A 12,513-nucleotide genomic window follows, 5' to 3' on the forward strand; every position below is an offset into this window, starting at 1 on the left:
TGACGAAATCTAGGTTTCAACGTATAACATAACCTTACTCTACGCTTTTTTCTTTCTGATTTATATTACTAAATTTAAACAATTGCTAACTTAAGCCGTATAAAATTAATTGCTAGTAAAAGCCATTTTACGAAAGTCCTCGCGGACTTTCTATCTGTGATTTATTTGCCAACTTTAGTGCTTAAAACACGCAACTAATCTTATACAACAACGTTAGGCAACATTAAAACCAAACATTATGAACTGTTACAACTGCGGAATTGAATTGACAGACGAAACTAACCACGTTGAACATATTCCTGCCAAGAATTTATTTAGCACATATCCGCCAGAATACAAAGTTAATTTATTGACAGTTCCTGCTTGTTATGATTGCAACATTGGACTTTATTCGAAAATTGACCAAGAAATAAGAGATGCTGTTGGAGTTTTAAATGAAAATGATGATTTGAAAAATGAAATGACGGCTAAAGCTGTGCGTTCAATAATGAGAAAAAGTAATTGGAAAGAAAGAGTTTTCAGTATTGATGAGGGAAAATCATTTGAAGTTAGTTTCAGTTATAATGACATTGAAAAATTACACGTTAAAAATTTCAAAGGATTATTTTATGCTAAATATGGACAACAAATATCAGATGAATATCAAATTAGAATAATTGCAGAAGGAGACGAAGAAAACGAAAAACTACAAAAGGTAAATGGATATTTTCGAGAATTTATTGACTACGAAACGGATTGGAGCCATATTGGACATCCCACTGTTTTTAAATATAAACTTAAGGCTATGATTCCTGGAGAAGATGATATGTTTTATGACGGAGAAAATATTGAAGACGCTATTGGATTTGTATGTACAATGGAATATCACGGAGCTTTGAAACCACTTGTTATTGCTCAATCGAATGAGTTTATTACTGAAAAATAACGTTGCCTAACACCGGCTATAAATAATTGCTTGTTCTCGCCTACTTCTGAAAAACAGTAGTTTTCTTATTCAGTTCGTATTCATTAAATTAGAGCTTTAAAAACACAACTAATTTTATACGAATACGTTATGTATCTTTCTAAATACCAAACACTAAAACACTATTTAGGAGCACTTTTTTTAATGCTAATTGTAACTTCCTGTAAAGGGCAAACACAAACAAACATAGAAAGAAATGTGGGTGGAGGTTGCCAAGACTGTAAGGCTTTATTGGATTATAAAATGCTTAATATAAATCCTAAGTCAGTTGACACCCTGCCTGGTTTTCATGAAAATGAACCAAAACTAAAAATAACGGGTACTGCATTTAAAAAAGACGGAAAAACACCGGCTAAAAATGTTATACTCTACATTTATCACACAGACAGAAATGGAATTTACCAACCCAGTGACAAACCTGTAGGTTCGGAAAAAAGACACGGACAATATAGAAACTGGCTAAAAACAGGTAACGATGGAAAATTTACTTTTTACACATTCAGGCCAGCATCTTACCCAAATACACAAGAACCAGAGCACATTCATATTTATGTAAAAGAGCCCAATACCGTACCTTATTATATTGACAGCTATCAATTTGAAAGCGACCCTGCTCTTACTGAAGAAAAAAAGCAATCAGAAAAAAACAGAGGTGGTTCTGGAATCATACAACTTAAAAAAGAAGATGGTATTTGGACTGCCAACAGAGATTTAATTTTAGGATTGAATATTCCTGATTATGAGTAAAAAATCATCAATGATTACCTATTCTCCCTTACTTCAAAAACAATAAAACCTAAAAAATAAAACTACTGTATTCTCTTAGAACTGTATCTTTACAAAAAATAGAAGCAAGAAAAATACGATGACTCTTTTTATCAAAAACATGGTTTGCAATCGCTGTATTATGGTAATTCAAAATGAATTAGACAAACTAGGTGTGGGTGTAAAGAATATTAAATTAGGTGAAGTTACACTTGAAAAAGAGCTTACTTCCGAAGAAAGAGAACATTTAAACAAAACCTTACTTAGCTTAGGGTTTGAGATTATTGACGATAAAAAAAGTCGCATTATTGAAAAGATTAAAAACCTAATCATCAACTTAGTGCATCATCAAGACAGTGAAACAAAAATCAATTTATCTGAATTATTAAGCAACAAACTACATCACGATTACAACTACCTATCTAACCTTTTTTCTGAAGTAGAAGGCACTACTATTGAAAAGTATTTTATTGCCCAAAAAATAGAAAAGGTAAAAGAGTTACTTGTTTACGATGAATTATCGTTGAGTGAAATTGCTTTCCGTTTGCACTATTCAAGCGTAGCATATTTAAGCAATCAGTTTAAAAAAGTAACAGGATTAACCCCGAGTCACTTCAAAAAAATCCGTAAAGACAAACGCACTCCGTTAGACGAGGTGTAAATCTTATAAATCAATTACAAAATTCCACAATAAATTTTCTTTAACTTATAGCCAACTTTGTAGTATACAAATTCATACAAGAAAAAATGGCAACAAATAATAAAGATATCATTTACCTACCCTTAGAAGGTGTGGAAAGTGAACACTGTGCTTTAATCGTTGAAAAAGGCTTAGCACATGTTGAAGGAATTGAAACCCATAAAGTAGAACTAAACAACCGAAGAGCTGCTATTACAGTTAGTAACGAAGAAGTTCTTGCTAATGCCGTTACTACTATAAAAGATTTGGGGTACGGTGTTACTACTGTTAAAAAAGTTTTTCCAGTATTAGGTATGACCTGCGCCTCTTGTGCAGGAAGCGCTGAAAGTATTGTTAGCTTTGAACCAGGCGTAGTAAATGCTTCAGTAAATTTTGCTAGCGGAAACTTAACGGTAGAATACCTTCCTAATATGACCAATGCTACAAAACTGCAAAAAGCTGTACAAGGTGCGGGTTATGATTTGTTAATTGAAGACGAAACCAAACAGCAAGAAACCTTAGAAGCAATTCACGAAAAGAAATTCAACCAATTAAAAACTAAAACCATTTGGTCGGTAATACTCTCGTTACCTGTGGTTATTATTGGTATGTTTTTTATGAATATGCCCTATGCAAACCCTATAATGTGGGCCTTCACTACCCCAGTGTTGCTATGGTTTGGTAAAGACTTTTTTATCAATGCATGGAAACAAGCCAAACATCGTTCTGCAAATATGGATACCCTAGTAGCCTTAAGTACGGGTATAGCTTATATATTTAGTGTATTTAACATGTTATTTCCTAAGTTTTGGGAATCTAGAGGATTAGAAGCACATGTATATTTTGAGGCTGCTTCAGTTATTATTGCATTTATTCTTTTAGGAAAATTATTGGAAGAAAAAGCTAAAGGAAATACCTCATCTGCCATTAAAAAATTGATGGGTTTACAACCTAAAACAGTTGTTGTGATACAACCTGACGGAACGGAAAAGCAAACTGCTATTGAAGAAGTGAACGTAGGTGATATTATTCTTGTAAAACCAGGAGAAAAAATTGCGGTAGATGGTATGGTTACTACAGGAAGCTCGTATGTAGATGAAAGCATGTTAAGTGGTGAACCTGTTCCTGTACTAAAAGAAGAAAATGAAAAAGTATTTGCAGGAACCATTAATCAGAAAGGAAGTTTTCAATTTAAAGCTGTTAAAGTTGGAAAAGAAACCATGCTTGCTCAGATTATTAAAATGGTACAAGATGCACAAGGTAGTAAGGCTCCTGTACAAAAATTAGTCGATAAAATCGCCAGTATTTTCGTACCTGTAGTTATGAGTATTGCTGTTATTACATTTATTATATGGTTTGTTTTAGGTGGAGATAATGGAGTTATTCAAGGATTATTAGCTGGTATTACGGTACTGGTTATTGCATGCCCTTGTGCTTTAGGACTTGCTACCCCTACTGCTATTATGGTGGGTGTGGGTAAAGGTGCTGAAAACGGTATTTTAATTAAAGATGCTGAAAGCCTTGAATCTGCTAAAAAAGTAAACGCTATTATTTTAGACAAAACAGGAACTATTACCGAAGGAAAACCTGAAGTTACAGGTATATCTTGGCTACGTAATGATGATACTACTAAAAACATACTTTTAAGTATTGAGAAAAAATCTGAACACCCATTAGCAGAAGCTGTTGTAAAGTTTTTAGGAGATACTGCCACTACTCCACTAACAAATTTCGACAGTATTACAGGTAAAGGTGCTAAGGCTGATTATAATGAGGAAACCTTTTTTGTGGGTAATAAAAAGTTATTGGCTGAAAATAAGGTTACCATAGCGGAAGAACTTTTAAAACAGGCTAATGAATGGAGCAAACAAGCCAAAACAGTTATTTGGTTTGCTAATAATAAGGAAGCACTTTCTGTACTTGCTATTTCAGATAAAATAAAAGAGACCTCAGTACAAGCTATTAAGGAGCTACAGGCTATGGATATTGAGTTATATATGCTTACAGGTGATAACGAAGCTACTGCAAAATCTATCGCTGAAGAAACAGGTATTCAACATTATAAAGCTGAAGTATTACCACAACATAAAGCCGATTTTGTAAAAGAATTACAACAACAAGGAAAAACTGTTGCTATGGTAGGTGATGGTATTAACGATAGTACTGCGTTGGCTACTGCTGATGTTAGTATTGCCATGGGAAAAGGTAGTGATATTGCAATGGATGTTGCTAAAATGACCATTATATCATCCGATCTAAGTAAAATTCCGCAAGCCATAAAACTATCAAAACAAACGGTGGCTACCATTAAACAAAACCTATTTTGGGCATTTATTTATAACCTTATTGGTATTCCTATTGCAGCTGGTATTTTATATCCAATTAATGGTTTCTTATTAAATCCTATGATTGCTGGTGCAGCTATGGCTATGAGTAGTGTTAGTGTGGTTAGCAATAGCTTACGATTAAAGTGGAAAAAGTAACAAGTATTTCTGCACTAGTTAGTGTCGGAATATTTCAAACCTTACTTAGTAAATAAATCTGTAAATCTCATAAATCAATCTTTAAATTGTACAACAAAAAATAACGGTGTTGTGCTGAAATTTGTAGTATTCAATAACAAATAAATTTTTAATATAATGGAAAGTAATAAAGAACTAAAATTTAAAACTAACCTTAACTGTGGAGGATGTGTATCAAAAGTACAAGCTGATTTAGATAATGCTGAAGGTATTTGCCATTGGAATGTAGATACTAATTTTGATGATAAAATTCTTACTGTAAGTTCTAAAGGAATTACTGCGGATGAAGTAATTGCTATTGTAAAAAGTAAAGGTTTTAAAGCAGAGCCTTTAGTATAAAAAGCATTTATAATATTATGATGCGCTAAAGAACATCATAACTATTTCACAAGCTGTTAGCGTAACTTTCTTATAATTTTATACATAAATACACTCTTCCTTGGAGTGTATTTTTCTTTTATATTTGAAAGAATAAAATTGCAAAAACTACTTCGTTATTCTACTATAAAAAGAAATATATTAGTAAGTTTTTTTCTTTATAAACTAGTTACATATATTTTAGAGAATCTTTGAATGTTTTTAATTAATCATGAAACAATTAAAATTTATATATAATCCAAAAATTACTTCAATTCTAATAATTGGAATTTGTTTAACAGGAATTTTATTAGGAAATTATATACAAATTTTCCGGGTTTCAAATTATAGATGGGCTTATCAATATGGTAATTACCTTAATTTTGTTATGGTTTTAAGCTCTGTTGGATGGTCTTTCTTTCATCCTCTAATAATTTTATCTGATCGAAAATCTCAGAATAAAACAAAATGGAAAGAACAATTTATATGGAGTTTAGTTGGATTCATACCATTCTTATATTTTTTAATCGGAATAATTATTTCTTCTATTAAAAAAAAAAATTGAGTAAAACACATAATCTTATGATATATAGGTTTTACTTAAGATTCTGTGACATTTCTGATGAATCTTATTTACCGTTAAACTTATAACAACTAATTTTTTAGAGTTGACACTCTATTAAACTTTATTTCATTCAAATCTTAAAATGTTAAAAATACATACAGACTTGTCTGTTCTTTATTTGTTCTATAACTTTGTCAAAAAATAAGAAATATGAGCAATCCTAAAGAACGAATATTAGAAACCGTTTCATACCTATTTCATCAACAGGGTTATAATAGTACAGGAATCAATCAAGTTATTAAAGAAGCTAAGGTTGCAAAAGCTAGTTTTTACCAGCATTTTAAATCTAAAGATGCTTTATGTATTGAATTCTTAAACAACAGGCACGAGTATTGGTTTAAGGAGCTTTTTAAATTCACTTCAAAAGGTAAAAACTCAAAAGATAAAATACTACTCGCTTTCGATTTTGTAATTCACATGAACACAAAAGAGAATTTTAGAGGCTGTAGTTTTCTTAATATTTTATCAGAGATTTCTAAAGAACAAGAAGCTATTTTAACTGTTATTCAACTACACAAAAAAGAGTTAAACTCATTTTTTTTACAACTAACCAATAATGATTTATTAGCTACTCATGTATACTTACTTTTTGAAAGCTCTATCATAGAAAGTCAACTGTTTAAATCAAACGAAATAATAGAAAAATCTAAAACAATTATAAACGAAATATTATAACATATTTATGGAACAAAAACACCCGCTTCCACCATTTACACTTGAAACAGCGAAACAAAAAATTCAAATGGCTGAAGATGCTTGGAATTCTCAAAACCCTGAAAAGATAGCATTAGCTTACACTATTGATAGTGAATGGAGAAATAGAGACACCTTTGTAAATGGTAGAGAAGAAATTATTGGTTTCTTGGCTAAAAAATGGCATAATGAACTTAATTATAAACTAAAAAAAGACTATTGGTCACATAGTGAAAACAGAATTGCTGTACGCTTTGAATATGAATATCAAAACAAAGAAGGAAAATGGTTTAGAGCTTATGGCAATGAAAATTGGGAGTTTGACGAAAACGGATTAATGAAAAAAAGATATGCGAGTATTAATGATCTTGAAATAGAAGAGCACGACACCTATCTTTAAAACACTTATTTAGCTTAATTATAACAGCGACTTTGATACTCTTTCATAGTCGCTGTTGTATTTATTAGAATACAAGGTTAGAGAATTAAACTTACAATAAAACTCATTGTGACCTATAAAATCTACTTTCATAAATTAAAGCAAAAAAACTACCTTTATCTAATTACATCTTCTACGAAGAATATGTAAGATATATAGCGTCACCAAACACTAACCAAAACTTTTTATTAATTAATTTCTATGGAAACAACTAACATTACTACCGATCGAATTAAATTACCTTTTAATTTTGATGTTGTTAAAATGCTTGAAGAAACTAAAATTTTACAATCAGGTAATTTTGAATACTATGATGTAATTCCTTTACGGTCACCTGCTCATTTAGTAGATACATCATTACCTTTTCCTCCTCCTGCTGAAGATTATGCAGATGGTTCATGGACGGATTGGTTAGACACCTCAGCTTTAAATAAATCTCCTTACTTAACCAGTATTGTTAACTTTTTTAAAGAACATACAACTGTAAACCTTGTCAGACTGCTTAGGTTAGCCCCACATGCTACCGTTAAAGAACATACCGACCCTACTTTAGGTTTGGAGATTGAAAAATCAGTGATTCGTCTTACCATTCCTATTCTTAATAATGAAAATGTAACTTTCTACTTGAATAATACTCCTGTATTAATGAAACCTGGAGAATGTTGGTATATGCGTCTTACCGATCCTCATAAAGTTATAAACAACGGCAATGAAGAAAGAATAAACCTAACTATTGATATAATTCCTAATGACTGGATTAAACAAGTTATTAAAGAAAGTGAATCATAATTGTGTGTTTTTCTCCTTCTAGTTCTTAATTATTACTTCTTAATCTTATTATTTTTGTAAGATTATTTAATTAACTTAATGATGTTTAAAAAAATTGCTTTAAAAATTATACTATTGTATACAGTTATTGGCGTAGCTCAACGAAAAGTACAGATTGATTTTTCTCCTAAACTGAATAAAAAATACGAATATAGTACACACACCCACAGTAAGGTGTCTTCCCAAAAAATTACTACTAAAATAAAAAATACCATTTTATTTTCTAAAGAGAAAGAAAGCTATAAAGTACTACAAGAATTTACCGATGTTCAATTAATTGAGGGTGATGATCTTCTTTTCTTTCTAAATCAACCTGCTGACTCCGTTAGAGACTACAAAACTTATTCCCTAAAAAAGTTTTTAACTGAAAAAAAACTTTCCTTTAAACTTGATAATAATGGAAACATTATTCAAAATAATAATGATACTTTCTTTGAAGAAACTCCTTTTTTAAAAAGAAGAGAAAAAAAGTTTTTTAAAGAATTTCTTAATAACTCTAGTCTTAATACTTTCAATTACTTTTCTGGTAAAACTTTCACTGTAGGCGAGTCTTTTACGATAAAAACTATTAATCAATATCATTTTGATAAAAATCAATCGGTTCAAGCAAAATTATTAGCTGTAGTTGATAATAAGGCCATTTTTAAACTCTATTCTGAACCTTATACATTGGCTGAAAATGAAAATAAAGATTCTAATGAAATGGTGGGTATCTTTGTAATTAACACTAAAGATGGTATGCCTTTACAAATGAGACTGTTTTTAAAGAATCATTCTCTAATTCTTAGGTTAAAAGGAGAACCTGAAGTTGACGTCGTTCAATTAAGAAAATCACATCTTTCTAGTGGAGATTACGAAATTACTAAGGTCCCTGAATTGTTAAAAAAAACTAACCGAGATTCTTTAATAACCTTTTACAGTAAAATCCTTTTTGATTCAAAGAAAACAGCAAAAACTACCTTGCAAAACTTGCAACCTCTTAGCTTAAACTATACTAAAAACTGTATTCAACTTAACTTGAATACGTATACTAATTCTGCGCCTGTATTTATTAAAATAAAAAATATAAGAGCCTATAATTCTTCAAAAGAATTGATTCTTGAACAAAATGTTCATTTAGATTTTAATCTTACTAATTATGAAGACTCTTCTATAAAAGAGCTTCCTATTGGTTACGAACTTTGCAAACTCCCCATTTCTTTTTTAGAAGTTGACATAGAATTACTAGCTCCTTATGGTGATACACAAATAATTTCTTTAACCCGTAAAAACAGTAAAAAGTACGATATCGTACAATGGAACGACAAAGACATTCAAACTCGAAATTTTGGTGATTTTCACATGTTTTATGATGAACATAAAAATATAGTTCCTATTAAGAAAATTATAGTTAAGGGCTATTCCTCTTCGCTTCCATTTTTAAAAGACACTAAAGAGCGAGAAATGCTACTTCTTTACTATAATTTATTAGATAATAGTGTTGATAATAGAGGATTCCATTTATACTTTGACAAAGAGATAAAATATATAGACAAAATAGCGCCCAAAGGAGAATTTAAAGTTTCTAAAACCATAAAATTATCTGTTAAACAAGAAGAATAAAAAATGGTATTTTTCCATAAAAAAAAGAGCTCTTAAATTAAGAGCTCTTTTTTTTTCTTTTTTACTAGTTTTTATGCTAACGCACCTAAATAACGTTCTGCATCTAACGCAGCCATACAACCTGTACCTGCTGCTGTTACAGCTTGACGGTACTCTTTATCTTGGACGTCACCAGCAGCAAAAACTCCTGGTAAATTCGTTTTTGTAGACTTTCCTTTAGTAATTAAATATCCTGTTTCATCCATATCTAACACTCCTTTAAATAATTCTGTGTTAGGTTTGTGTCCGATGGCAACAAACACTCCTGTTACAGGAATCTCAGTTTTCTCTCCTGTTTCATTGTTTACAGCACGAACACCTTCAACAACATTTTCTCCTAAAACTTCATCTATTTCAGTATTATACATTACTGTAATGTTTTCTGTTTTATTTACACGGTGCTGCATTGCCTTTGAAGCACGCATATGATCTTTACGTACTAACATAGTTACTTTACTACAAATATTCGCTAAATACGTTGCCTCTTCAGCAGCAGTATCTCCTGCTCCAACTACAACAACTTCTTGTCCTTTATAAAAGAAACCGTCACAAGTAGCACAAGCCGAAACCCCACCACCTATTAAACGTTGTTCACTTTCTAATCCTAAATATTTAGCAGTAGCCCCTGTAGAGATAATTACTGTTTGCGCTTCGATCTCTGTTGATTCATCTACGGTTACCTTATGAACGCCTCCTTCTTTATCAGAGAACTCTACTTTAGTCACCATTCCAAAACGAACATCAGTTCCAAAACGCTCTGCTTGACTTTTTAAATCTTCCATCATTGCTGTACCATCAGTTCCTTTAGGGTATCCTGGAAAGTTATCAACTTCAGTTGTAGTTGTTAACTGACCTCCCATTTGCATTCCTGTATACATAACTGGTTTCATATCTGCTCTTGCTGCATAAATTGCTGCAGTATATCCTGCAGGACCAGATCCAATAATTAAACATTTAATTTTTTCTGCCATTATCTTGAATTTTTGAAGTTACAAATGTAATTTTTTTTTATTTCTAGTTATCTGCTTTTAAATATATTTTAACTATCGTCTTATAAAATCAAATTATTTAATAAATATTTCATTTTTTTATTTGTTGTTTGCTTTTTTTTTCTACATTTGCAGTCCCAATTATTCGGGGTGTAGCGTAGCCCGGTCATCGCGCCTGCTTTGGGAGCAGGAGGTCGCAGGTTCGAATCCTGCCACCCCGACGAAAATCCTGTAAGTCTTATGATTTACAGGATTTTTTATTTGACTAATTATTCTTTTTACTAAGCTTATTTTTCTTCTTCCTATTTTCTAATTAATTTCACGCAGTTTTAGTTCCATCATTATACCATGAAAGCCATACCTGTAAGACATTTAAAAGCTTCTCAAAAAGAGCCAAACCTATCTGGTGATTTTATGATTAAAAGCCTTCTAGAACTTCTTAACGGGAAAAATATGGTTCATAAACTTCATAGACACGATTTTTTCTTCTTTTTGGCTTTGAAAAAAGGTACAGGAAATCACGAAATAGATTTTGTTAATTATGATGTTACCGATTATACTATTTTTATAATCCGACCTGGTCAAGTTCACAAATTAGATTTAGACAGTAATTGTGAAGGCTACATGATTCAGTTTAATACTGAATTTTACTATTCAATTCAAAAAGAGTTAAATTCTTTGTTGCAAAAAGCAAGTGCTATTAATTATTATCAATTAAAAAAAGATGATTTTTTAAAATTAAATCTATTACTAACATCTATTTTCACCGAATATAAAAACAAAGCTCTAGCATATAAAGAAGTTATAAAATCTAATCTTCATATTCTTTTTATAGAATTGATAAGGTTAAAAAACACCAACAACAAAACACTCAATACCAAAGACTTATATATTCAAGAGCGTCTTGAAGAGTTTTTGCATTCATTAGAAACTAATATTATAAAAATTAAGCAAGTGTCTCAATATGCAGACATGCTAAACTTATCTAACTATCAATTAAATACAATAACCAAACAAACTTTAGGTAAAACTGCATCCCAGCTTATTAACGAACAAATTATATTAGAATCTAAAAGATACCTTTTAGCATCTTCCAATCAAATAAATCAAATAGCATATCATTTAGGCTATGAAGATGTTTCTTATTTTATACGTTTTTTTAAGAAACATACTGGTTACTCTCCTGAAGCTTTTAGAAAAAAGCTAAAATAAGTACAACACTATTTTGCATTTATCCTATCATTGAGGCTTGAACTCAATATACTTTTACATCGTATAAATTAAATTAAAAACACGATGAAAAAAAGCGATTTAAAGTATATAGATTTTTGGAATGAAAGATATCAAGACCTTAACTTTGCCTATGGTAAAGAACCAAACTTATTTTTTAAAAAAGAGCTTCAAAAATTAAAAACAGGATCAATTTTATTACCTGCCGACGGAGAAGGTAGAAATGGTGTGTATGCTTCAAAATTAGGTTGGGATGTTACTGCCACAGATTTAAGTACTGAAGGAAAAAGTAAAGCTCTAAAGTTAGCCAACGAGTTTGATACAAATTTAAAATATGTTGTAGGTGATATACAAGACCTTGAATTTCCTAAAGAATCTTTTGATGTTATTGGTTTAATCTACGCACATTTTACAGCTTGGAAAATTTCTGCAATTCATCAAAAATTAGTTACACTTCTTAAATCTGGAGGATACATCATATTCGAAGCGTTCAGTAAAAATCATTTAAAGTATCAGACTGACAATCCAAAAATAGGTGGACCAAAGGATATAAATATGCTTTTTTCCATAGAACAAATACAACAAGATTTTACTGGATTTGAAATTCAAACTTTAGAAGAAAAAGAAGTCTTTTTAAATGAAGGAAACTCCCATAACGGCAAAGGAAGTGTGATTCGCTTTATAGGTAAAAAACTCTAGACAATGGTGAAAAAGTTGCTAGCTGTAGTTTTTGTATTTTCATTAATGTTAAGCTTATTATACAAAGTTGATTTTAGAAAGA

Annotated in this window: 12 protein-coding genes and 1 tRNA gene; 12 read left to right on the forward strand and 1 reads right to left on the reverse strand. The window is 30.8% G+C overall.

Features of this window, described 5'->3' with window-relative positions; all coding sequences use genetic code 11:
• Positions 1–238: 238 nt before the first annotated feature.
• From C8N26_RS12715 to C8N26_RS12760, 9 genes are all read left to right on the forward strand, one after another.
• Positions 239–925 (forward strand): hypothetical protein, encoded by a 687-nt coding sequence (locus C8N26_RS12715; protein WP_120187591.1) that lies wholly within the window; start codon positions 239–241, stop codon positions 923–925.
• Between the two features lie 129 nt (positions 926–1,054).
• Positions 1,055–1,711, forward strand: coding sequence for a peptidase associated/transthyretin-like domain-containing protein (locus tag C8N26_RS12720; protein WP_120187592.1), 657 nt, complete (start codon positions 1,055–1,057; stop codon positions 1,709–1,711).
• Between the two features lie 118 nt (positions 1,712–1,829).
• A complete protein-coding gene (locus tag C8N26_RS12725) occupies positions 1,830–2,390 on the forward strand; it encodes a helix-turn-helix domain-containing protein (RefSeq protein ID WP_120187593.1) in 561 nt (186 codons plus the stop codon).
• An 86-nt stretch (positions 2,391–2,476) separates the two neighbouring features.
• Entirely contained in the window at positions 2,477–4,891 is a 2,415-nt protein-coding gene (locus tag C8N26_RS12730; RefSeq protein WP_120187594.1) for a heavy metal translocating P-type ATPase, read from the forward strand.
• Positions 4,892–5,047: 156 nt separating this feature from the next.
• The gene (locus C8N26_RS12735; protein WP_099214139.1) at positions 5,048–5,269 is read left to right on the forward strand and encodes a heavy-metal-associated domain-containing protein; all 222 of its coding nucleotides are present in this window, start codon (positions 5,048–5,050) and stop codon (positions 5,267–5,269) included.
• A 793-nt stretch (positions 5,270–6,062) separates the two neighbouring features.
• Positions 6,063–6,587 (forward strand): TetR/AcrR family transcriptional regulator, encoded by a 525-nt coding sequence (locus tag C8N26_RS12745; RefSeq protein WP_120187596.1) that lies wholly within the window; start codon positions 6,063–6,065, stop codon positions 6,585–6,587.
• 7 nt (positions 6,588–6,594) lie between these two features.
• Complete coding sequence (locus C8N26_RS12750) at positions 6,595–7,005, forward strand: nuclear transport factor 2 family protein (RefSeq protein WP_120187597.1); 411 nt, start codon at positions 6,595–6,597, stop codon at positions 7,003–7,005.
• A 240-nt stretch (positions 7,006–7,245) separates the two neighbouring features.
• Positions 7,246–7,833, forward strand: a complete 588-nt coding sequence (locus C8N26_RS12755) for an aspartyl/asparaginyl beta-hydroxylase domain-containing protein (RefSeq protein ID WP_028892818.1) — start codon at positions 7,246–7,248, stop codon at positions 7,831–7,833.
• Between the two features lie 78 nt (positions 7,834–7,911).
• Entirely contained in the window at positions 7,912–9,474 is a 1,563-nt protein-coding gene (locus C8N26_RS12760; protein WP_120187598.1) for a hypothetical protein, read from the forward strand.
• 71 nt (positions 9,475–9,545) lie between these two features.
• Here the strand turns inward: C8N26_RS12760 and trxB are convergent, their stop codons facing one another.
• Positions 9,546–10,484, reverse strand: coding sequence for a thioredoxin-disulfide reductase (gene trxB, locus C8N26_RS12765; RefSeq protein WP_120187599.1), 939 nt, complete (start codon positions 10,482–10,484; stop codon positions 9,546–9,548).
• A gap of 164 nt (positions 10,485–10,648) precedes the next feature.
• Here trxB and C8N26_RS12770 point away from each other — a divergent pair.
• From C8N26_RS12770 to C8N26_RS12780, 3 genes are all read left to right on the forward strand, one after another.
• Positions 10,649–10,723: transfer RNA gene (locus C8N26_RS12770), tRNA-Pro, on the forward strand.
• A gap of 127 nt (positions 10,724–10,850) precedes the next feature.
• Positions 10,851–11,714, forward strand: coding sequence for an AraC family transcriptional regulator (locus C8N26_RS12775; protein ID WP_120187600.1), 864 nt, complete (start codon positions 10,851–10,853; stop codon positions 11,712–11,714).
• A gap of 84 nt (positions 11,715–11,798) precedes the next feature.
• Positions 11,799–12,431, forward strand: coding sequence for a class I SAM-dependent methyltransferase (locus tag C8N26_RS12780; RefSeq protein WP_120187601.1), 633 nt, complete (start codon positions 11,799–11,801; stop codon positions 12,429–12,431).
• Positions 12,432–12,513 lie beyond the last annotated feature (82 nt).

Source organism: Tenacibaculum lutimaris, from assembly GCF_003610735.1.
Lineage (GTDB): Bacteria > Bacteroidota > Bacteroidia > Flavobacteriales > Flavobacteriaceae > Polaribacter > Polaribacter lutimaris.